Source organism: Mycoplasmopsis glycophila, from assembly GCF_900660605.1.
Classification (GTDB): domain Bacteria; phylum Bacillota_I; class Bacilli_A; order Mycoplasmatales; family Metamycoplasmataceae; genus Mycoplasmopsis; species Mycoplasmopsis glycophila.
Map to the genome: position 1 here is coordinate 499,891 of NZ_LR215024.1, position 23,824 is coordinate 523,714.

A 23,824-nucleotide genomic window follows, 5' to 3' on the forward strand; every position below is an offset into this window, starting at 1 on the left:
CAAAACTAGGTTTTAGAAACGATTATAGCTCATTTGAGTTAGTTTGAATATAAGAAGCTGCTATTATTTCAAATAGAGGTTGTTTTGGTCTTTTGTCATAGTAATCTCAAATGGCAAAAGGTGACTTTTCGATATTCTTATCTGGTAATGTCCTGAGTTTCCAAGTTGGAAGCTCTTTTTTATACCTTCTACCTTATTACTTATATACATAGTATATAAGTACAGTTTTTAATTATTTTAATTTTTTACAATGATTACAATGATAATAATGTATAATATAAATATGAGTAACTACATTCTGTATAAAAGAAAAAACCCAAAAGGAATTTACATTGCATTAGGAATATCAAAAGGATATGGTAAAGGGATTGGTAATTTAGTTGGATTAGGTTATTGAGAAGAAATTAAAGAAAAATATTCTCTGCAAAACATCGATGATTTAAAACCAATTGCTAAATTAGTTCCTGTTGGAGAAGATAAAATTGAAGTTAAAACCAAATTTTTTCAATTGCTTGAACCAACATCTGTCGAAACAAATGTGAAAAATGTTGGTATTGAATTGATTTATAAAGTAATTAAAGAACTAGATTTATTTAAAGGATTACCGAAAACTAAACACAAATCTTTAGAAGAAGTATTAGAATTTATTGTTGCAACAAGAATAATTCAACCAAGAAGTTATATTTGTCAATACAAAAACAAAAATGACTTTTTACATGATATAGATATAAAAAAATCTTCAATTTATAACTATTTTGATACTTTTTTAGAATATAAAAATACAATTTTAGTCAATATTTATAACAAAATGCAAGAATTGACAACTAGAAACACAAAATTAATGCATTTTGATAATACAACTGCTTATTTTCAAAGTTTTTCAAGAGATGGTTTGAGACAAAGAGGTTTTTCTAAAGATGGAAAGCATGATGAAGATCAAATTGTTGTGGCTATGGCAGTTGATAATAATGGTATTCCTTTTCACTATAAAGTTTTCGAAGGAAATACTGCAGATTCTAAAACTCTTGTGAAATTTTTAGTCGAAATGCAAAGGATTTACAAAACAAAAGACACAATAATAGTTGCTGATAAGGGTATTAGTCAAAATGCAAATTTAAGATATTTAGAGCAAAAAGGATATAAATATATAGTTCAGAAACGTATTGATATTCTTGGAAAAGAAGATAAAGCATTTATAGTAAATGATCAAGGGTTTGTTCAAGAAAATGATTATTTCACTAAATCTAGATTCGTCCAATCTGTTTGAGCTAAAAATAAAAATAAAAAAAGATATAGCGATACTTTTAGAAAACAATTTGTCTATTTTAGCCCTTCCAAACAAACTTTAGACAAAATAAAAAGACAAAATCTTATTAATAAATTGGAGAAAAAGTCTATTAACGGTGAATTACCATTAAGTGCTTTGGTTCCTGAATATAAGAAAAAGTATATGGATGTAGATGGTAAAACAGTTGGAAGATTAAATATCGAAAAAATTAAAAAAGTCGCTAATGAAGATGGTTTTTATATGATTGAAACCAACATAACAAATATAGATTCAAAAGAAGCAAATGAAATATATAAGGGACAATGAAAAGTCGAAGAAGGTTTTAGAACTTTAAAATCAGCAATCGAAGTTAGGCCGATGTACGTTTATAAAGACGAACATATTCAATCTCATGTATTTTTATGCTTTTTATCTCTAATTGTTTTGAAATATTCCATTTATAAATTAAAGAAATTTTATAAAGATAATGGAGAGATCCAAAAACTCACAATGAATATGTTTATAGATGCATTGAAACTTATAACAATCACAACAAAGACTGTGAATGGTAAAGTTGTAAGTGAAATCAAGAATAATTTAGACCCAGAACATAAGGAATTAAACAAAATATATAGTGATTTTCAATATGCAGTCGATGGTCTATCATTGTAATTTAAAAGCGCAAAAAACGAATACGCCTTATTTATAGGTGTATTCGTTTTTTTCTTCATTACAACTTGGAAACTCAGGATATTAAGGTCTTTTTAATGGTTTACAAAACTAGGTTTTAGAAACGATTATAGCTCATTTGAGTTAGTTTGAATATAAGAAGCTGCTATTATTTCAAATAGAGGTTGTTTTGGTCTTTTGTCATAGTAATCTCAAATGGCAAAAGGTGACTTTTCGATATTCTTATCTGGTAATGTTGCAAGATAACCACGTGAATCAAGAGATACATTTGTTATTCGTTGCGCTTTAAATATTTGATAAAGATAAAGTGTGTTATCTTTGAATTTGTATTCTAATCTAAATACACCATCATTTCAAATACTTTTTGATTCTGACGAATTATTGATTTGATTATATTTTGATAAGCTCTTATATTCGATATTTTGACCTAACAATCTTTGATTAAAGTTTCCGCTTTTGAAAAGTGAAATTGGAAATAGTAAATAATTATTTTCAAGTTTTACACCATCTTTTAAGCTTATATATTCAATTTCGACATTTGAAAGACTTAATTTTAAATATTTAAATCCGTTAATTTCTATAATATTATCATTGCCAAGTCCAACAAGTTCTACTTTTCAGGTAAAATCAGCGTTATTTATCTGAATGTCAAGGTTTTGTCAAGCAAAACGGTTATTTGCTCCCCCAAAGGTAGATCATGCAAAATTAGGTTTATAGTTTGTACCTGTATAGGTATGAGCATCATCCGTTGTGCTTCCATAGAATTCTTTTAAAATTCGCATATTTTTATCGATACTACTTTTATAACTTTTAACAATGAGCTCTCTGCTATTTACTTGTTTACTCATAATTGTAATTAATCTTTCTTCTAAATTATCTACTTGGTTTTCTAATTCACGGAGCCTTATCTCTGCTACTTCTTTTTGTTTTTCAATATATCAAACGCTATTTTCTATCTCTCTTTTTTCTCGAGATACGTTTTCAATTTCTTTATTTTTTTGTAAAAGCAAATTATCCTTTTCTTCGATTTTATTTCTAGCTTCGGCTAGTTCTTTAATCTTTAAAAGTATTTGATCATCTTTTTCTTGAATTTTTGTTTCTAGCTCTTTATTAGCTTTTTCAAGCTCTGCTTTATTTGATTCTAGTTCTTCTTTTTCTTTGTTTATTGCTTCAATTTTTCTTGTAAGTCAATCAGTTTGGTCTTTACTAATTCTTTCGTTTAATTCCGTAATTTTTGTATCTTTTTGAAGAATAACATTTTCAAGTGATTTAATTTGTCTTTCATTTTCTTCTTTTTGTTCTTTAAGTTTTGCTAATTCTTGATCTTTTAAACTAATATTTTTTTGAAGTTCATTTTTATTATTTTCGATTACTTGATTTTTTGTTTCTAGTTCTCTTTTTGTATTTGTTAAATCAGAAACTTCTTCTTTTAGATGTAAGATATTGGTGTTATTTTCCGCGATAATTGCATCTTGCTTCGATTTCGTCTCCTCATAATGCTTGTTTTGGAGTTGTAAAATTAAAGAAGATAGCTTTGTTTGATAATCAAGATATTCATTTATTTTGTTATTAACGCTTTGCAAGCTTGTGTTATCATATTCAAGTTCAATTGTTTCATTTAATATTGTTTCTAATTCTTTTGTCATTGTGCTATCTCCAATTTTATATACTAAAAGATTTCCTTGATTTTTAAGTTTGACATATCATTCTTTAATAATTAAAATGCGTGAGCTCGATTCTTGTAAATCATTTGTTTCTTTATTTTTATACTCTGTTAAATTATTTGTTAATATCTTTAACTTCTCTTGTGCTTTACTAAATTCAATTTCTAGAGTTTCAATGCTTGCTTTATAGCTAGTGTTTTCTTCGGTTAATTCGCCGATTTTGGAGTTCTTTAAATTAATTTGATCTTTAAGATTTGCGAGCTCATCTTTACTTTTTTGCAGCTCTTCCGAAATTTTGATAAATTCTTTTTGAAGTGGTACAAGCTTTTGATCGTTATATTCCTTAAATGCTTGAGAAATTAATTCTAAAGATCCATTTATAATGTCTTTGTACTGTGTTACAAAGTTTTCTTCAGAGTATTTTTCAAGTGTTTTTGTTAAGATTTCTTTTTGTTCTTCTAATGCTTTGATTATTTCGCTTATATTTTTGCTATCTTCTGTTTTTATAACTTCTAGAATCTTTTCTAGATCCTGAATTACATTTAAAATGTAATCTTTTAAGATCTCACGAAATTCTTCTTTATTAGCGCTTAATTCGCTTAATAATGCTTCTTTTGCATTATTAGTATTATCAAGGACTATCTTAAGTTCTTCTAGCTCATATTTAGAGTTTTTGAGTTCTTCTTTCATTAATAAAAGCTCTCCTTGGAGATTTTCTTTTAGTTTGTTTATTTCTTTATATTTTTCAAATAAAGCATTAAAATCCCGATCATAAAGTATTTGTGTTTTATTTAGTATATTTTGGTTAGTTTTACCAAATTTATCGACATCAATTACAATAAAGTTATTGATATTGTGATTAGCAACACCTGTTTCGTACTCTCTTTCTGCTATTTCTAATGCTTTTGAAAGTTCATTTTCATATTCGCCAAGGTAGTTCAAAACAGAGTTAGCTTCTTTTTTAAGATTTTCAGATACTTCAGAACTTGTGTATGAAAAATCTTTGTTTAAAAAGGAACTCACTTTTTCTTTTAGTGAATTAATATAAGAAACTTGCTCTTTGGAAGCACGAATTGTGATTTGCACCATTTGTTTAGCTTTTTCGAATTGACTTGAAATTTCGCTTTCTTTTTCTGCAATTGTTTTTTGTTTTTCTTGCAATTCTTCTAAAAGCATCTTATTAAGGTTTAAATTTAAGCTACTGAGTGCATCATCGATTTCGATCTTTTGGTCAAGGAAACTGATTCCTTGATCTATTGAGTTAATCTTTATTTTATTTAACTCTTCGATTGCTTTTGTTAATGCTTCAATAGTTTTTGTATATTCATTTTTAGTCTCTTGTTTTAAATTATTTTGTGAAATAGCTAGTGAATTTTCAATTTCTCTTTTTTGTGTTTCATAATTTTTAACAGCTTCAGCATGCTTGTTTTTTAAAATTTGAATCACTTCTTCTTCACTAGCTGGATGGCTATCGTGCAATTGATCAGAAGGTGCTAAAAAATTAATTTGTTCTCTTGTGATATAAATTGTTTCTGATTTTTCACGAGATTTTCTTAATAAACTTCGCATTAAGCGTGACGAATTATCTCTAAATGAATTATTTTGTCTAGTAACAATACCTAAATCTTCTTGTAGTTTTGTGATCGTTTGTTCTAATTTTTCTTTTTCAATTAAAAGAATTTGATTTTGTTTTTCAAGATCCGCAATTTTGAGTTTCAAAAGTACAATTTCTTTATCTTTTTGCTGAATTTGTTTTTTGTATTTTGCAACACAAGCATATGATAAACATCCGGCAACAACAACTGACAAAATACCACAATTTGAACTTGCTATAATAAGTCATTTTCATTTCTTCATGGCTTTCTCCTTTTTTTGGATTTTTAATTATGGCTAGAAATAAGGTTGTTAATTTCGTTTTCTAATTCCGCTGGTAATTCTCATTCTTTTAAAACTTTGAGAGCTTCTGCAAAGACTTCTTCGCCATTATTTTTGTAAAATACAACATTCTTTTCCATGATTTCATCGAGTAGTTTTCTTAACATTGAAGCATATTGTCCCGGACGCGGCACTCTTCTACGTACATATCCATTTGATTCTAATTCAATATCATAGGGCATTTCAGGAACATTCACTCTAATTCGATTATCTTCAGTTCAAGAACGATAAGTTTGCAAAATACCAATTGCTTTTTTAATGATTGTATTTGCTTTCATAACTAATTTAGCATAGGCGAGTTCTTTAATTTTTAAAGATTCAATTTCAGAAATAAGTTCATTTTTTTCTCGAATTAAGTTATCTAATTCCTTTTTATTCTTTTCATTTTGTTTGAGAAGCTCTTTTTTAAGATTGTTGATTTCTTTTTCTAAATCTCTGCGTTTTTTATTTTCGTTAATAAATCCATAATTGGTTTGATCACTTAATTTGTTGTATTTTAAAATTTGATCATCAAGTTGATTTCTTAATAGAACAAGCTTGTTTTCAAGGTCTTTTTCGCGTTTTTTAGCAGTTTCAAGAGCTTTAGTTGCAATTTGCAATTTTTCGGTGAGCGAGATTTTTTCATTACTTAATTTCTCATTGACTTCACTTAAAGATTGTATGTATGTTCTTGAGTATTCGATTTCCTTATCTTTTTCATTCAAGCGGCTAGTAATATCAACTATTTCTCTTTTTCTCGCATCTAATAATAATTTAAGATCATCACGTTCTTTATTATTTTCTAACGAATAAGAAAGGTGTTCTTCTTTGAGTTTTTTAAGTGCCTCTTCGCTTTTTGTTAGTGCTTTTTGAAGTTCTTCTTTTTCTCTTGTTTTAGTTTCAATTTCAAGATTAGTTTTATTTTCAAGTTCTATAAGCTCCGCTTTGAGATTTTCAATGCTTTTGGTTTTGTTATCAAGCTCAAGGTTACTTCGTTCGAGTTCAGCATTTATTTTGTTAATATTTTCTTCAAGACTTCTATTTTCAGCACTAATCCGACTGATTGTTGTATTTAAATTGCTTATTTTCTTATTGTTTGAAGATTCTAGTTCAGTGAGTTTATTAATAAGGTTTTCCTTATCAGAAGTTAGATGATCTATTTTGAGAATTAAATCAGAATTAGTCTTTTCCAGTTTTGTAAGTTCAACTAATAAGTCATTTTTCTCGTTATTGATTTTAGTAAGTTCGCCTTCAACTAAACTGAGCTTATTCTTTTCTTCTTCAATTTTATTTTCCAGTTTGGCAATTAGAGCATTTCTTTCAGTTAGATTAGCTTCGGAATTTTCAAGTTCAAGCTTTTTCTTTTCAAGTTCTTTGGTAAGTAAGAAGACATTTGCAGATAAATTTCTTTTAATTAAACTTAATTCGCTCATTTTGCTATTTAATTTAGTTATTTTGGCATTATATTCATTGTTTTTTTCAATTTGTAATTCATTTTTGAGTTTGAGATTATCAATTTCATTGTTCAATATTTCAATTTTGCGATTGTGTTCATTTCTGGCTTCATCATAGCTTTTTATAACTTCCTTATTTTCGTTTGTAATTGATAAGATTTGATTTTTAAGATCTTTGATAAGCTGAATGTTATTATTTGATTCACCAAATATAGATGATAAAGAATAATTTAGATACTTAAGAATAACTAGATTATCATTTCATTTTTTTAAAATGTTCATTCCTTGTTTTGAAGCTTCATCATACTCGTTTTGAATGAACTTAAAGTTGAGTTGCATTTCGTTATAAGCAAGTTCAAGTTTTTGTTTTTCTTTTTCAAAAACTTTAATTTTTGAGCGGATGTTTTCTTTGTCGCTATTAGAAAGAGATTCAGTGTTAAGTAAGGCAGAATTTTCTTTAATTTTGTTAACAAGCATTTGTTTTTGAATTTTGAGTTTTTCTTTTCTTAATGTTCAACTTCCAAGTTTGTTGCTAACTTCATTTAGCGTTCTAAAAATATTATCTTTAAGTGTTTTATCCTGTTCAATTTCAATGATAAACATATTAATTAATTCAAAGACGTTTGATAAAACTTTGTAATTAACATCTGCTATAACTTTAAATAGAGAGCTAATATCGGTTATATTTAAGATTTTTTCAAATGGTTTATTTGCAATATCAAAGTAAATTTTATTTTGCAATTTAAGCGCACTTATATCTTTAATTGTTTTAGTGACTAATTTACTTTTCTCTAGGCTTATTCCTTCAATTTCAAGTACAGAATTTAATAAAGTGTGAATACCTTCAACAAAGATGCTAAACTTCTTGGAATAAGCAAATAAATAGGTTTTATAAATTAATTCTTTATCTTGATTTGATAAATTAGTAGCTTTCATTTTTTCGTCAATAAAATCACTATCATGTTTTAATAAAGCTATCAAGTTACTGTTTTGAGCAAGGTATTTTTTAAGAATTTCAATTGAATGGAAATCCATCTCTTTAATGGTTTTAAAAGATTGAATTTCTTCTTTTAAAATATTGAATTTCGCATTTAAGTTTTGTAAAAAGATATTAAGTGCAGCATTGATTTTTAAGACTTGTTCTTCGAATGTTTCAAAAAAAGCTTTGATAAATTTGACAAAGTCATGATAGTTGTTTGTTGATATAGTATTAAAACTTGTTAGTTTTTCTGTATAAGTTTCTAAATAATTATGAACTTCATAACTTGTATCAATCAAAAAGTCGCTTGATGTAATTCTTAATAAAATTGAATTTCGAGTTTTGTCAATTATTTGATTCAAATTTCCTTTAAAACCTTCTAAATAACTACCAACTTCACTTTTTAAAAAATCTAATTTAGCAAGATGTGCTTGATCAAGCACAAATGAGTTAGATTCACCTCTTTTTAATTTATCGATTTCGCTGATAGTTTCGAAATACTTTGTAAAAAGGTGTCTCTTAAGGTCTTCAACATTGATTTTAAAGGGCGAGTATCATTTTACTAAATTTTCAATTTCAGTCTTTTCTGATGTTTTTAAATCAATGATTTTATTAAGTTCTAAAACTTTATTTTCTTCTTCTGTTTTGTTTTTTTCTCAGTTGGTGATAATTTCGTTTATTTCATTTTCTTTATTTGTGTTTTCTTTGTCTATTTTGGTAAATTCGTTTTTGATTTTATCGCTTGATTTAATTAAAGAATCATTTATAAAAATTCTATTTGTACTACTATTTTTTAGAGTTTGTTGCAGCGCAAAAGTTGTAGCGATAATACCAACAACAGCCACGGATAAAATTGTCCATGTTACCTTGTTTTTCTTTTGTGTTTCCATTTTTCCTCCCATAATGTAGATAAGAAAAAGAAGCAAAAAAACAAAAAAAGAACACAAAATGTTCTCTAAAAATATAAAGTGTATAGTTTGGACGTTTGATAAAATTTAATAGATAGTAAAAATCTAAAGGAGCGAAAATGAATAAGTTTCCAAAAAACTTTCTATGAGGTGGAGCTACTGCGGCCAACCAACTCGAAGGAGCATATAATCTTGATGGCAAAGGTCTTTCAGTAACTGATGCTTTAACAGGTGGAACAACTAAATTACCACGTAGAGTAACATATGAAAGAGAAGAAGGTGTTTTTTATCCTAATGCAGATGCTGTCAGACATTATGAACATTTTAAAAACAATATTAAACTTTTTGGGGAAATAGGATTTCGAGCATATCGTTTTTCAATTGCTTGAAGTCGTATTTTTCCAAATGGAGATGATAAAAAACCTAATGAAGCAGGGCTTAAATATTACGATGAATTAATTGATGAACTTTTAAAACACAATATTGAACCAATTGTTACAATTTCACATTACGAAATGCCACTGAATTTAGCTAAAAAATACAATGGTTTTAAAAGTAGAGAAGTTATTGAATTTTTTATGAATTACGTTCATGTAATTTTTGAAAGATACCAAAACAAAGTTAAATATTGATTAACATTTAACGAAATCAACATGCCGCTTTTACACCCTTTAGGAGCTTTCTTATCTCTTGGGATTATCGAGAATAATCCAACCGGGATTTCAATGAATAAATGAAGTGTTCCACTTCAAGTTAAATTGCAAGCATTACACCACCAATTTTTAGCCTCAGCATTAGCCACAAAACTAGCTCATGATAAATATCCTAACTTTAAAATAGGGTGCATGCTTTTAATGGCGACAAAATATCCTTTTAATTGCGATCCGGACAATGTAGTTGCTACTCAAGAAGCGATGAATCGTGAAATTTATTACGCTGGTGATGTTTTAGTTAGAGGTGCATATCCTTATTTTGCAAAAAAATACTGGGAAGAAAACAACATTAAGTTAGATATTCATTCTGAAGATTTAGAAATACTAAAAAATGGAAAAGTAGACTTTTTTACATTTAGTTATTACTCAACAAGCGTTATAGACATCAAAGGTCAAGCAAAAGCAGCAGAAGGTGGTAACTTCGATTTTGGTCTTAAAAACCCTTATTTAGAAGCAAGTGATTGAGGTTGACAAATTGATCCACAAGGACTTAGATATACACTTAATGAACTTTATGCAAGATATCAAATTCCGCTTCTTGTGTCTGAAAACGGATTAGGAGCAATTGATGTTAAAAATGAAGATAATTCAATTGATGATCAATACCGGATTGACTACCTTGATAAACATATTAAGGCAATGGAAGGCGCACTTGAAGATGGAGTTGATTTAATTGGTTACACAATGTGAGGATGTATTGATTTAGTTTCTGCAACCACAGGACAATTTGCAAAAAGATATGGATTTATTTATGTAGATAGACACGATGATGGAACTGGTGATTTTACAAGATATCCTAAAAAGTCTTTTTACTGATATCAAAACGTTATTAAAAATAGATAATAAAGCTAGAGCCACTTTCGCAATGAAAGTGGTTTTTATTAACTTTAATTTGCAAAAATAAGCTTCAAAGTATATAAAAAAACACACTCATTAAAAATGAGCGTGCAAATGTTTTGTGAATTATTTAACCATGCTTGCAACTTCAGCAGCGAAGTCTGATTGAACTTTTTCAATTCCTTCACCAACTTCATATCTTACGAATGAAACAAGTTCTGAGTTGTGTTGTGCTAAATATTTTTCAACAGATAAACTATCTTCCATAACAAAAGCTTGTTTAGCTAAAACAAATTCTGATAATTGTTTGTTTAATCATCCTTCTGTAATAGAAATTTGAATTTTTTCTGGTTTGTTTTCAAAACCTGCTGGTTTTTCAAAACCTGCTTTAATTTCTTCAAGTCTTTCTGCAGGAATTTCTGAAACTAAACCAAATTCAGGGTTCATTGCTGAAACATGCATAGCAACATTTCTTGCTGCTTCAGCGTCTTTTCCTTTAACTGTTACAACAGCAGCTACACGTCCATTTGCGTGAACGTATACACCTAAAACTTGATCTTCGTTTGCGTTTACACGTGTAATACGACGTAATGAAATGTTTTCACCTATAACTGATGTAGCGTTTAATAAAGCATTTTTAACTGATTGACCATCTGCTAAAACAACTTCTAAAGCTTCTTCTAAGTTTTGAGCGTTTGATTCGAAAATTGCTTTTGTAATATCATTTACTAATGAAATGAATTTTTCGTTTTGAGCAACGAAGTCTGTTTCTGAATTGATTTCTACTAAAAGAGCATTTTTTTCGTTTCCAAAAGCGTTAACAACACCTTCAGCTGAAATTCTTCCTGCTTTTTTAGCTGCTTTAACAATACCGTTTTCTTTTAATCAAGCAATAGCAGCTTCGATATCGTATTCTGTAGCTTCTAATGCTTTTTTAACGTCGATAAGTGCTGAATTTGTTCTAGCACGTAATTCTTTAATTTTTTCCATTTTGTTATCAGCCATGGTTATCTCCTTGTGAAATGTATTAAAATTTAATTTTTCGTTTGATTAGTAATCAAACTTTAACAGTTACTAATTATTATTCAGCTTTTTTAGCTTGAAATTCTGGTAAAACAACTTTTTCGTCATCTTGGTATGCGAATAATTGTTGTCCACCACGAGCTTTAACGATAGCATCAGCTAAAATTGTCATAATTAATGTAATTGATTTTGCTGAATCATCGTTAGCTGGAATACCAAAATCTAAGAAATCTGGGTCAGCATTTGTATCTAAAATACCAATAACTTTAATTCCTTTTCTTTTTGCTTCTTTAACAGCAATTTCATCTTCGTTTGGATCTGCAACGATCATAACTTGTGGTAAACGTTTCATGTTTCTAATACCATCAAGATTTTTGTGTAATTTATCAAGTTCTTTTTGGAAGTTTAAAGCTTCTTTCTTTGTGTAACCTTGGAAGTTTTTAGCAGCTTTAGCTTCTAATTCTTCCATCTTTTTAACACGAGACATAATTGTTTCGTTATTTGTTAATGTTCCACCTAATCATCTTTCTGTTACGTAAAGTGATTTTGTTCTTTCGGCAGCAGCTTTAACAGCTTCTCTAGCTTGTTTTTTTGTACCAACAAAAATGAATTGTGCATTTTTTGATGCTAATTGGTTAACTAATGTATAAGCATATTCAAGAAACTTTTGAGTTTTTGAAATGTCGATAATGTGAGAACCTTTGTTCTTTTTGTTTGGAACAATGTAATCTCTCATTTTAGGGTTTCAAGCGTGTGATTTGTGCCCAAAGTAAGCACCAGCTTCTAATAATTTGTTTTTTGAAACAATTGGTTGTCTTGTTTCTACTTTTTTTGTTTCTGTCATAAATTTAATTAATTCCTTTTCTTTAGTTTGTTATTCAAAATAAATGTTTCGAACGCCTAGCACAATTAAGCACACCCAAGCGAATCCACATTTATTGTTTATTATCTTAATAATAAAAATAATAAATTTGCGAGTTATTAAACTCTTATACAAATTTTATCACTTTTTTGAAAATAAATGAGAACAAAAAATAGCTATTTTGTAGCTATCTTTTTAGTACTTTTTGGTGTTATTCTTGATCTGGATTTAAGTTATTTTGAATATCTTGTTCTTTGTTTGTTTTTTGTATATCTGCTCTATTTTTAAGTAATGTATAGATAGTAACAACCGCTAAAAGAGCACTTAAAAGAATTTCTCAAAGACCAGTTAAAATTGAAGAACTCCCAATTTCTAACAAGTTATTACTAAAAGCGAAAAATGATAAGTTTAAAAAGAGAATTGTAAGTACTACTATGAGTGAAATTCAGTAAGTTAAAATGCTATAAAATGAATTGTTTTGACCTTTATTGATTCCGAAAACAAATCAATTGATAAAGACAATTGAAATAATCAAAATAAGAGTAATCATTTCAAAAAACGAAACAATTGAGAGAATTTGAAAAGGAATACCTAAAGAAATTAACATTAATGGTACTTTTGCTATTCTTAAAATTCCTGAAAGAAAAAGTAAAATAAAACTCACTACAGCCATAATGTTAATGATTAGCTTTAGATTATTGCTTTTTTTCATTTTCTACTGTCCTTTCTTTTGTTGTGAAATTGCTCTTTTAAGTTCAAAGTCGCTACGGTATAAATAATCATCAATAGCTTCTGCTAAACCAAATTGATCAACTGTAGAGGTGTAGTATTTGCTATGTGATTTAGTAACTGGATCAGCATTTTCCATTGCATAACTATATCCAACAACATCAAGCATCGAAATATCGTTAGGGCTATCACCAATTCCCATAACATTATCAAGTGAAGTATTAAAAACATTCTCGCAAAGTCATTTAATTCCGCTTCCCTTTGAAACTCCTGTTTTTGTTATCTCGATATGACTTTTTAAATTACAAATGTTTAGATCAATTTTTTGCTGCATTGCTTTTTCATAGAATTCTTCAAGTTTTTCACTTGGACCATAAATTTCAATTTTATGAATATCTTCGTTGATTCTACCGTCTAAAATTCAATCATTATATTCGCAAAATTCGGTGATAAAATTTTTGAATTCTTCTGTGTAAAGATGTAAATAGTATTGGTGTGTACCAAAATAATAAAGGCCAACTCCAACTTCTTCCGCTAATTTTCAAATTTTGGCTGCTTCACTTATTGGTAATATTTCTAAATGTAAAATTTTCTTTTCTAAATTATCGAAAATTAATGCTCCGTTTGAGCAAATAATGTATCTACCATTTAGTTTATCGGCTAATCTTTGAATTTTTTGATATGGTCCGTTTCCGGTATTTATCACAAAAGAAACACCTTTGTTTGTTACTTCGCGGACTTTTTCAACATTTTCTTTTGCTAAATATTTACCTGGGAATGGATAAATTGTTCCATCTACATCACTAAAAATTACTCATTTGTTCATAACGTTTATTATTATACATAAGTATTTAACAATTTTTGAAAGTCTAATTTCAAAAATGTAATAGAATTTTATTACTATGAATAACAATAAATTAATCAAAGCTTTAAATAAAAAAGTTCAAAATGACAACTTAAAACTTAAATTATGTAAGATTTCTGATGCTTTAATTTCAGCTTTAATAGCTGTTATTAATATTTCAATCATTACTATAGCGATAATTACTTTAGTTAAGTTAATTAACTACCGAAATATACATAAAAATGAAGTTGATAATAGCTCATTTGTAATTTTAGTAGTTTTAACCGTTTTGATTTTAACTTCATTTTTTATTACTATTGTTCTTGCGATTTACAAACATAATACAAGACAAAATGAGTATAAAAAGATCTACAATACATTAAGATATTTAGAAGTTAAATATGATTCTGGCGAAATAGATGAAAATCAATTAAATAAATATGTTAATCAACTTTGAGAAAAAGCTAATTCTAAAACAAAAATAGTAATTACACAAATTATTAAAGATCAAATAACTTCAGGAGGTAAATAAATGTCTCAAGCTTATGCGACTTTTTTAAAGATTAAAAAAAGACTTAAAATTGAAATTTTTGTTTACGGTTTTATTTATTATTTATTTAATTTAACTACTCTTTTTGCTGCGTTTTATGTTGGTATTCTTTCAGTCGCTTTTTTAGCCGGGGTTAATAATAATTACCCTGAAGGGATGGTTAATCCCTACACAGACCCTGAATTTTTAAACAAATCAGGAGTTTATCCAATTTTAACTACTATTATTAACTCAATTACAGGTCTTGTCACTGGACTTCTTTCATTCTTTTTAATTAATAATCGCTTTAGAAGTAAAAAAATTAAATTACAAAAAATTAACTTTGAAGAATTAGCTTTTCGTTCGAATATAGGTAATTATAAACAAGCAGAAAACCAAAAAGCTAAAGAATATATGTTATATCGAAGAGTTGTCAAAATTTTAGATTTTGATCGCTTTACTTCTGCTAATCTTGATCAAGAGGAGAATTAAAATGATTAAATTTAATAGCAAAGATAAAGAGCAAAAAAATAATTTAACTCATGAAGAAGTTATTTTATTAAGACAAACAAAAAAGAAAATTAAAAAGAAATACTGAAAAAGTAGAGGTCTTTTTGTATCGCTTTCACTTATAGCTCTTTTTGTGTCAGCGGCGACAGTTATTCTTAATCTTTTTTCAATTAGATTTAATGAAATTCCAGAGCTCACAATGGACTTTTTCGTAGCGATAGCAATTTTATCTGTCCTTATGACCTTTTTAATTTCACTACAATCATTTTTCAACATACAAGCACGTAAAAATACTCTTTCTGATAACATCGCTAAAAATCAAGAGATACTTAACCAAATTAAAAGTGGCAAAGAAATTTCTCAAGATGATATTAACGAAATTTTGAATACTATTAATTAGTAGCTTAATTTAAAAGTTTGGAAATTATTTTTTATTTATTAAAAACCTTTCAAAAAGAAGTATAATATTTATGATTTTTTTACTTCCATGGACCTCATTTCCATAGAAAAACACCTTCTGGCGGAAGGTGTTTTTTTCTTTTTCGAAAGGAGGAAATATGATTTAAATTATTTGGTTCTCAAAATAGCCAGTATAACTAGCAAAATTAAGAGAATTAAAAATAACTTAATATTCATATTCCTTTCTTTAAAAAAAATTTTTTACTTCCATTTTCCTCCCTTCCAGTTAGAATTTTTCAATTCTTCTAACCATTAAGTAGATAAGAAAAAAGCACTTTTGCACTCAAAAAGAACTGAACAAGAACAAAAAAAGTATAAAGATAAGATTTAGTTAACTATTGCTAGAGTGTAATCTCCAACGCAACAAAAAATACCATTTTTGACACTCCATTTTTTATGCTACTGAGTGTGAAAATCAGCAAATTATTTTTTATTTATTCAAAAACCTTTCAAAAAGAAGTATAATATTTATGAAGTTTTTGTTGCATGGACCTCGTTTCCATAGAAAAACACCTTCAGCCAGAAGGTGTTTTTTTCTTTTTCGAAAGGAGGTAATATGTATTAACTTATTTTGTTCTCAAAATAGCTAGTATAACTACTAGTATTAAGAGAATTAAAAATAACTTAATATTGATATTCCTTTCTTCCAGAAAAAGTTTTTTGTTGCATTTTCCTCCCTTCAGTTAGAGATTTTCAATTCTTCTAACCATTAAGTAGATAAGAAAAAAGTGCTTTTTTACTAAAAAAGAACTAAAAAAGTATAAAGATAAGATTTAGTTAACTATCGCTAGAGTGTAATCTCAAGCGCAACAAAAAAATACCATTTTCTGAAATACAAAAGTGGTATTTTTGTTTTTTCTCAAGTAATTAATGAATTTTGAAAAATGATTTATTCAAATGTCTTGAAACTGCATTCTATAATGATGTCTCTTTATTGTTAATTTTTGTTTTTTAATATGTTATTACTAAAATTTTGAGAAATAAATTTAAAAGAAACTAAAATCATTAAAATAAAGCTCTCTTTATTATTCATTCATAATTTAACATTGTAGATTTTATTTTGTGATATATCTATAAAAACCTTGCAAAATGTGCATTCTTGTAACTTTGATCATCTGCGGAAAAACGATAAAAAAGCCAAATTAATTGGCTTGTTTTTCTATTTTTCTAATTTTATTAAAAAACTGACTCAGAAATTAAGTCAGTTATTTTTCTTCTATAATTTATGAATCTCGATAATTGCATAGTGTTGAGGACCTTTAATAATTTCAACTACTTTGAATGTAATTTCATCTTCAAGGTTGTATCGAAAGTTTTTTGTTAAACGAATTTTATTAGTACGTTTTAAAAGTCAGGATCTTAGATCTAACTCTTCTTCTTCTTCGGTTAAGAAAGTTAGGTCAATATCTAATTGTTTAAAGACATCATAAACATATAAATTAGATTGCACTCTAGATTTAGCTAGTGAAATTTCATAAATTTCTTCATCATCATCATATTCATCATAAATTTCACCAATAATTTCTTCAATAATATCTTCAATTGTAATAATACCAATTGTTTCGTTAGAGTTGTTATTTGGAACTACAAAACCCATGTGAGAACGTGCAAAACGTAATTTTTCTAATGCGCTCGATAAAATTGAGTTAGCAGAAATAAAAGGAACATTTTTAAGATAGTCAATGATTCGATCTTTATGATTAGCATCAAAGATATCTTTGATTAAAATAACACCAATTAAAGTATCTTCTTTGATAACAGGTAGACGCGAATAATTAGTCTCTTTAAAGATTCGTAATGCATCTTTCACGGTGCTTTTGTAATCGATTGTTTGAACATCTTTTAATTTAACATAATGAGAGATAACTTTAGTTGAATCTAAATTGAGTGCATTTTGAGCCAAAATGGATTCACTTGTTTCTAAAACACCCTCGTTTTGAGCGATTTTTAAAAAGCTTTTGATATCTTCTTCACTATTGGTTTCGTAAACTTTTCTGCTTAATTTTGAAATTGGGAAAGTTAAAACAAAAAATAATCAATAGTTGATTTCGATAAAAATACAGAAAGTTTTTAAAAAGGCAACTGGGTATGATTTAGCAACTAATTTAGGTACAATTTCTCCAAATAAGACTAAAAGTGGCGTTACAATCGCGGTTGAAATTATTGTAGCTTGTGTATCTGAAAGAGCTGTATAGTTTAATAAAAGGCTCATTAAAGTTGCAGAAGATACATTTACTAAATTGTTTCCGATTAAAATTGTACTTAAAATTTGATTGTATCTTTTCGATTGTTTTGCGATCAAATGCGCAAAACGACTTTTGTTTTCTTGCATGTCATGTAGTTTTGCAGGCGATAAAGTTGAATATGCAGTTTCACTACCACTATAAATACTACTGAGTAAAAAGAGCAAGACTAAAACAACTATTAAGATAATTTTAACAGGAAGAGTCATTTCGACCTCCTCTGTTATTATCTTTCTTTATTTGAAATGAGTACAAACTGGGGTAAGAGTCCATTATTTTCTCCTTGATTTTTTAGTTTTAATTTTTATTTTCAATTTGGTCTGGGCGAGTTAAATTACGATCAAAAAACGTTACAGTTGGCCCATAATAAAGCAAATCACCAATTCCTTGTTGGCCATTTCTGTTTTTAGCAATTGTAATTGTAGTTTTAACGCCCGCTTTTCATGTTGAGTGATTATTTTGGGAATTATTATCCTCTTCAGAACTAGATGTGTTAGGCATATTGTCGCGATGCAAGAAAATAATAATGTCGGCATCTTGCTCAATCGCACCACTTTCTCTTAAATCGTGAATTTGTGGCCGTTTATCTTCTCTAGTTTCAACAGTTCTAGAAAGTTGAGATAAAGCCATGATTGGAATTTTTAATTCGAGAGCTAATATTTTAAGTGCACGCGAAATTGTTGCAACTTCATTTTGACGATTACCATTATTACCATCGGTAGAAATTAATTGGAGATAATCAATAATGATAAAATCTAGTTGATTATCTAATTGTTTAACAAGTGTTTTAATTTTTCGAATGATATCGCTAATTTTACTTGTTGCAAGATCATCAAAGTAAATGTTCATTGAATCAATGTTGATGTTATAAAAATAATCAAATTTATCTTGTAAGTCTCTTTGTGCAAAAAGTCTTTTAGGGTCTTGTAAAAATGATAGTGGAATTTGAACAGTTGAAGAAATGGTTCTCGCAATAAGTTCTGAGACAGGCATTTCTAGTGAAATAAATGCAATATTTTTAGGTCTTTCATTTTCACTTTTGTTTTCCTGTGAGTTTAATGTGTTTACTAAATTATTCTTGCTTTTTTGATGTTGGAGAGCAATGTTTTTGGCCACATTGAGCGCAAAAGCTGTTTTTCCAATTCCTGGCCGAGCAGCAAGAATAATAAATTGACCCGGTTTAAAACCTCTAATATATTTATCAAGAGTATAAAAGTGTGATTGGAGAACGTTTTGTTCAGTTTCGTTTCTTAAAATTTTAATAATTTCATCACGATATTCTAAAGCAGCTTCTTCAGTTGAGATAAAGTGACTATTTGAAAATTTATTTTGATTTTTTTCAGCTAAAAAATCATTAAAATCATTGATAATTTGATTAAAATTAGCTTCATCATTATTTTGGATCTTTTTGTTATATTCAACAAAGAATGATTCTAAATATCTCATTCTTGTTAAATTATTTAACTCTTCTGCATAGACGTAAAAGTTTTCTTCGTCTGCTAAAGTAGTAGCAATTGAGTTAATAAATTCATATGTTAATGCATTATATTCTAATTTTGCTTCGACTTTTTTATAATATTCAATAATATCAGTATAAGTAAATCAAATTGTTGAATTAATTTGGCTGCTTTGTTTGAGATTTTTAATTAAATTAAATAACTGACGATTAGGTAAAATAAAAAACATTTCACTTGTTAAAATATCGATCCCTAACGCTTGTTTTTCTTCGTCAATTATCATTATTGATAAAATCTTTTTTTCTAGTTCATTATCACTATATTTAGAAGATGATAAAGGTTGAATATGATCAAAACGATTGTTTTGAAATTTATGATTATTTCTTGACATTTACTTTGATTTCAATACGTATAATAGCTTTTATATCTTTGTATAAAGTAGCTATAACTTCGTGATTGCCTTCTGAAACTAAATGAATTTTACTTAAAGCATGTTTGTCAATTTTGAAACCAAGTTCTTTAAGTTTTTTATCAACTTCTTTAGTTGAAATTGAACCATGAACATTAAGATTGTGATTTGCATCAATATTGGCATTTAATTCGAATTTTAATTTAACTTGTTCTAATTCTTCTTTTAGTTTTAAGAAATTAGTTCTTTTTTCGTGTTCGTCTGCTGTAAGTTGATCTAATTTTCTTTCAAGCATTTTAGCAGTTTGTGGATTATAAGGAACACCAAAACCTTTTTTTACTAAAAAGTTAGTTCCGTATCCATTTGAAACTTCAATAATTGTATTTGCTTTTCCATCTTTACAGTCTTTTAATAAAATTACTTTCATATTTATTTATTTCTCCCTATTGTTGTAATTGCATGTTTTATATTGTCGATAAATGTTTCTAAATCTTCGCCGCTTGTTGCTGCTGCAGTACTAAAGTGTCCACCACCTCCAACTGCTTCACAGATAATTTGAACATTAGTTTCGATTCCTCTAGCACTTAATTTGTAATATTTAGTACCTTTTAATTTTGCTACAACAAAACTAGCTAATCTTCCTTCGATTTTTAAAATTTCATTTGCAGCTATTGAAATAACATCATTACTACATTCTTGATCTGTATACGCAAGATAGTAACCTTTTTTAATTTCGGCAACATTAGCTATGATTTCATTAATTTGTTTGTTGGTCTCTTCGTCAATTTTTAACATTTGCGAACTTTTGATTCCGTTTGCTCCTTTTGATTCTAATCAAGCAGCAGCTTGGAAGGTTCTTGGTGTAATTGCTTTTGTAAAAATAGTTGTATCTAAATAAATACCACTTAAGAGAACTTGAGCTGTACTTGTGCTTAAATCAACTTTATAATCTAAAAATGAAATTAATTCAGCAACTATTTCACTTGCACTACTTGCACTTGTATTGATATAAACATTTTTTCTTGAACAATAATCAACAGCTTTTGAAATTCTGTGGTGATCAAAGACAAAAATATTTTCCCTATTAGCATTAATAATTGATTCAGGATTATCAGTTCTTTCAGGATCTGAAGTATCAACAATAACAACTATTGTATTGCTGTTTGTAATTTTTTTGGCTTGTAAATTATTTTTGATAAACATGCTCGAGAATTTATCTTTATCTTTTTCAGTTAGCTGTTTTACAACTTTTTCTGTTGTAAAATCAAACGTATTTGAACCGATGTATGAGTTTTTACCATATGCTTTGGCGGTTTCATAAATTCCCATGCAAGCACCAAGAGCATCTAAATCAGCTAATGCATGTCCATAAACAATAACGTTTTTAATTTCTTTATTGAGTAGAGCTTTTTCAAACTCATAAGCAATTTGTTTAATTTCTGTTCTACTATTATCTGAAAGAATTTCTGAGTTTGAACCAAAATAAATTGGTGGTTCAATATTCGAAAAGATAGTAACTTGATCTCCACCACGGTTTTGAGCTTGTACTAATGCTTTTTTAGCTTGCTCAATTTTTTCCTTGAATGAAGACCAACCATGAGCAAAACCGACACTTAATGATAATTTGTCAATATTTTCATTTTTGATTCTTTTGCTAATGTCCATTAGTCCATTGAATTCTTCTTTTATCATCTGTTGAAGTGAATTTTCGTTTGTAAAGACAACGAATTTTCCATTGGTATATTGACGATAAACAAAGTTATATTTACTTACATATTCTTTTAGAACATCAACAACTATTTTATTGATTGTGAAAATTTGTTCTTCGGATAAAATTGATTGGAAAAGTTGAAAGTTATCAATTTCAATTTCCCCAATGACTGGACTTTGTTCTCAAGCTTCTCTTTTGAATAACTGTTCTGTTGAAATATCTCTAATAACTATTGTGTTTGAAATTGGTCAAAACTGTGCTTCGTAAAAATTTCCGTTATTAGCGAATTCGATTTTGTTTTTAAGAACTTTTCAATCATTTGTTAGTTTATAACTCAATTTATCAAAAAACTCTTCAACTGTATTACCAATAAATTCACTTGAAAATTCATTTTTAATAAAATTGCTTGATCAAATAATTTTTTGATCAAGGTTATAAACAATTATTCCAATATTATTATTAGTCATTATTTCTTCAATAAAGTTATTGAAGGACTTTTTAATAAGTTCTCTAGATTTGGTAAAGTTATAAATAGCAAAATAAAGTAATATTGAAGTAAAAATTAAAATTGTAATAATACCTACAGCAAAAAATAGTGATGCTCATGTGCTTTTATCACTTTTGATAAGAGCTACTATAAAGACGATCATTATTATTAAACAAGAAATTATTCCAAGCAAGAAAATTAAATTTTTTTGTTTTTTAATCATGATTACCTCTTTAAATTACTTTAAATAATTAAATATTTATTTAATTATACTAAAATTTTATGTTGATTTAAACAAGACAGTTTTGATTTAAAATAAAAAAACTCAGCAATAGCCGAGCTTGTTTTAATGATTATGTGCATGAAATGATAAGATGAAAACTGCAAATAAAACTCCTGCAAAAAGAGAAATAAGAGTAATAAATCATCTTTTTTTATTCATTTCAACATGATAGAATTCTGGGAAAAATTCAACAAGTGAAGTGAAAAGAAAAATTCCACCAATAATTGCCATAAATGCACCTTGAGCATATCCGTTTGTTGCAACTGCTGAACCTGTGTATATTCCGATAAGCATAAAAGGGAAGAATAAAAAGTCCATTATTGTAGAAATAAGCAGTGAAGTTCAACGTCCGTATCCTGCATCTCTTAAGCGATAATAGAAAACAAGTTCTTCTGGTATCATGTGTAAAATAAGAGAAACAAAGTAAGCTAATGTTAAGTTATTAGTTGGTATCGCTCCATTTCCTCCGTTAGCAAGATAATCAATTGGTAAGCTTAAATTATAACCAATTAAAAATCCTTCCGGAATACGATGAGTAAGAAGCAAGGCGAGAGCAATTATTTTTAATTTTCCACTTATTTTTTGACTTAAAGCTTCTTCGGCTAACGAAATTGAATCTTCTTGTGTAAAGATATGATCTTCGTGCTGGTGTACGTGGTGAGATCCATGTTCTGCAGAATGATCGTGAACAAAAATGCTCAATTTTTTATTTTTTAAAAGTTGTTGATTAATTCTGTATGTAATAACAAATTTTAGAACAAATGAAAATGTTAATCCACCAAGTAATCCAAGAACAACTACCAAGATGTTGTAACCATATTTTTGTCAATCACTTTCTAGATTGTGAGATTGTAATGAAGTTTGTTCAATCGCTTCTCTTAAAAATCCGAAAGTAGCCAAAATTATAAAGAAACCGGTTGAAAAGGCATATAAATAAACTTTTGTTTTGTGGTTTAATTTACTTTTAAATAAAGGGAAAAGGAATGAAATTCCAACAGGAATTAAAAGCAAAGCAAGCACAAAAAATAAAGCAACTAAAAATTTAGCTAAATTATAATTATTGTTTAGTGCAACCGTAAGTTGACTAATTCATTGTGATAAAAAATTCATTATTCTTGTGTAGTTTTAATATCGATGTTGTGGTAAACATCTTGAACATCGTCATCTTCTTTAAGTTTTTCAATAAAATCTAAAAGTTTGGTTTCTTTTTCAGCATCATATTCAACATACATATTTGGTAAATATGTTACTTCACACTGAATAAAGTTTTCGATATTTAAATCTTGTTCAAGTGCGTTTTTAAGTTCTGTAAAGTTTTCTGGTAAGCTTAATACAACATATGAATTTTCTTCGTTTTCAATGTTTTCGGCTCCATTTTCTAAAGCTATCATCATAAGATCTTCTTCTGAAACTAATGATTTATCAATTTCGATAATACCTTTTTTATCGAAAGCAAATGGAATTTGGTTGGTTTTACCTAATGTTGCATTTTGTTTTCTAAAATATGATTGTACATTTGAGGTAACTCTGTTGATGTTATCACTGAGTGTAACAACGATAAATGTTGCTCCACCTGTAACGGTAGCGTTAAAAATAGTTTCAGTGAAAGCGCTTGCGTTTTTGTCACCTTTAGCTTTAGCAATTGCTCTTTCAATGTTATCTTTAGGCATGTTTTTTGATTTAGCTTTTGAAATAGCTAATTTTAAAGCTGGGTTTGTTTCAGGATCTGGTCCTTTTTGCGCTGCTACATAAATTTCTTTTGAAAGTTTTTGGAAAATTTTTCCTCTTGCAGCATCTTGCGCTCCCTTACGGTGAGCAATATTAGCGGCGTGTGAGTGTCCTGCCATAATTA

General features: G+C 27.9%; 17 protein-coding genes. 5 read left to right on the plus strand and 12 right to left on the minus strand.

Annotated features, from left to right (window positions below):
- The first annotated feature begins 250 nt into the window (after positions 1-250).
- The gene (locus EXC46_RS01975; RefSeq protein ID WP_129622150.1) at positions 251-1,939 is read left to right on the plus strand and encodes an IS1634 family transposase; all 1,689 of its coding nucleotides are present in this window, start codon (positions 251-253) and stop codon (positions 1,937-1,939) included.
- 125 nt (positions 1,940-2,064) lie between these two features.
- Here EXC46_RS01975 and EXC46_RS01980 read toward each other — a convergent pair whose 3' ends face one another.
- A complete protein-coding gene (locus EXC46_RS01980) occupies positions 2,065-5,478 on the minus strand; it encodes a coiled-coil domain-containing protein (RefSeq protein WP_027333339.1) in 3,414 nt (1,137 codons plus the stop codon).
- 23 nt (positions 5,479-5,501) lie between these two features.
- Positions 5,502-8,858: a hypothetical protein gene (locus EXC46_RS01985; protein WP_027333340.1), complete on the minus strand. Its 3,357-nt coding sequence runs from the start codon at positions 8,856-8,858 to the stop codon at positions 5,502-5,504.
- A gap of 137 nt (positions 8,859-8,995) precedes the next feature.
- Here EXC46_RS01985 and EXC46_RS01990 point away from each other — a divergent pair, with 137 nt between their 5' ends.
- Positions 8,996-10,432 carry a glycoside hydrolase family 1 protein gene (locus tag EXC46_RS01990; protein ID WP_027333341.1) on the plus strand — a complete coding sequence of 479 codons (1,437 nt, stop codon included), beginning with the start codon at positions 8,996-8,998 and terminating at the stop codon, positions 10,430-10,432.
- A gap of 120 nt (positions 10,433-10,552) precedes the next feature.
- Here EXC46_RS01990 and tsf read toward each other — a convergent pair whose 3' ends face one another.
- The 4 genes from tsf to EXC46_RS02010 all read right to left on the minus strand — a co-directional run bounded on the left by tsf (position 10,553) and on the right by EXC46_RS02010 (position 13,866).
- Positions 10,553-11,431, minus strand: coding sequence for a translation elongation factor Ts (gene tsf, locus EXC46_RS01995; RefSeq protein ID WP_027333342.1), 879 nt, complete (start codon positions 11,429-11,431; stop codon positions 10,553-10,555).
- 76 nt (positions 11,432-11,507) lie between these two features.
- Positions 11,508-12,293: a 30S ribosomal protein S2 gene (gene rpsB / locus EXC46_RS02000; RefSeq protein ID WP_044888824.1), complete on the minus strand. Its 786-nt coding sequence runs from the start codon at positions 12,291-12,293 to the stop codon at positions 11,508-11,510.
- 229 nt (positions 12,294-12,522) lie between these two features.
- The gene (locus tag EXC46_RS02005; RefSeq protein WP_027333344.1) at positions 12,523-13,023 is read right to left on the minus strand and encodes a hypothetical protein; all 501 of its coding nucleotides are present in this window, start codon (positions 13,021-13,023) and stop codon (positions 12,523-12,525) included.
- Between the two features lie 3 nt (positions 13,024-13,026).
- On the minus strand, positions 13,027-13,866 hold the full coding sequence (locus tag EXC46_RS02010) for a Cof-type HAD-IIB family hydrolase (RefSeq protein ID WP_027333345.1): 840 nt from the start codon (positions 13,864-13,866) through the stop codon (positions 13,027-13,029).
- Positions 13,867-13,942: 76 nt separating this feature from the next.
- Between EXC46_RS02010 and EXC46_RS02015 the strand changes: the two genes are divergently transcribed.
- Genes EXC46_RS02015 through EXC46_RS02025 form a run of 3 tightly spaced genes read left to right on the plus strand, consistent with a single transcriptional unit; the run spans position 13,943 to position 15,323 of the window.
- Entirely contained in the window at positions 13,943-14,416 is a 474-nt protein-coding gene (locus EXC46_RS02015; protein ID WP_027333346.1) for a hypothetical protein, read from the plus strand.
- Positions 14,417-14,905, plus strand: coding sequence for a folate/biopterin family MFS transporter (locus EXC46_RS02020; RefSeq protein WP_027333347.1), 489 nt, complete (start codon positions 14,417-14,419; stop codon positions 14,903-14,905).
- A gap of 1 nt (position 14,906) precedes the next feature.
- On the plus strand, positions 14,907-15,323 hold the full coding sequence (locus tag EXC46_RS02025; RefSeq protein ID WP_052352992.1) for a hypothetical protein: 417 nt from the start codon (positions 14,907-14,909) through the stop codon (positions 15,321-15,323).
- 1,275 nt (positions 15,324-16,598) lie between these two features.
- Here EXC46_RS02025 and EXC46_RS02030 read toward each other — a convergent pair.
- The 6 genes from EXC46_RS02030 to EXC46_RS02055 form a co-directional block, all read right to left on the minus strand.
- A complete protein-coding gene (locus EXC46_RS02030; RefSeq protein WP_027333349.1) occupies positions 16,599-17,834 on the minus strand; it encodes a CNNM domain-containing protein in 1,236 nt (411 codons plus the stop codon).
- A gap of 88 nt (positions 17,835-17,922) precedes the next feature.
- Positions 17,923-19,473 (minus strand): DnaB-like helicase C-terminal domain-containing protein, encoded by a 1,551-nt coding sequence (locus EXC46_RS02035; RefSeq protein ID WP_044888826.1) that lies wholly within the window; start codon positions 19,471-19,473, stop codon positions 17,923-17,925.
- Entirely contained in the window at positions 19,460-19,918 is a 459-nt protein-coding gene (rplI, locus tag EXC46_RS02040) for a 50S ribosomal protein L9 (protein ID WP_027333350.1), read from the minus strand. The genes EXC46_RS02035 and rplI overlap by 14 nt, the downstream gene beginning before the upstream one ends.
- Positions 19,919-19,920: 2 nt before the next feature.
- Positions 19,921-21,912 (minus strand): GGDEF domain-containing protein, encoded by a 1,992-nt coding sequence (locus EXC46_RS02045; RefSeq protein ID WP_027333351.1) that lies wholly within the window; start codon positions 21,910-21,912, stop codon positions 19,921-19,923.
- A 123-nt stretch (positions 21,913-22,035) separates the two neighbouring features.
- Positions 22,036-23,082 (minus strand): ZIP family metal transporter, encoded by a 1,047-nt coding sequence (locus tag EXC46_RS02050; RefSeq protein ID WP_044888827.1) that lies wholly within the window; start codon positions 23,080-23,082, stop codon positions 22,036-22,038.
- Positions 23,082-23,819: a YebC/PmpR family DNA-binding transcriptional regulator gene (locus tag EXC46_RS02055; RefSeq protein WP_027333353.1), complete on the minus strand. Its 738-nt coding sequence runs from the start codon at positions 23,817-23,819 to the stop codon at positions 23,082-23,084. Before EXC46_RS02055 ends, EXC46_RS02050 begins: the two co-directional genes overlap by 1 nt.
- Between the last annotated feature and the right edge of the window lie 5 nt (positions 23,820-23,824).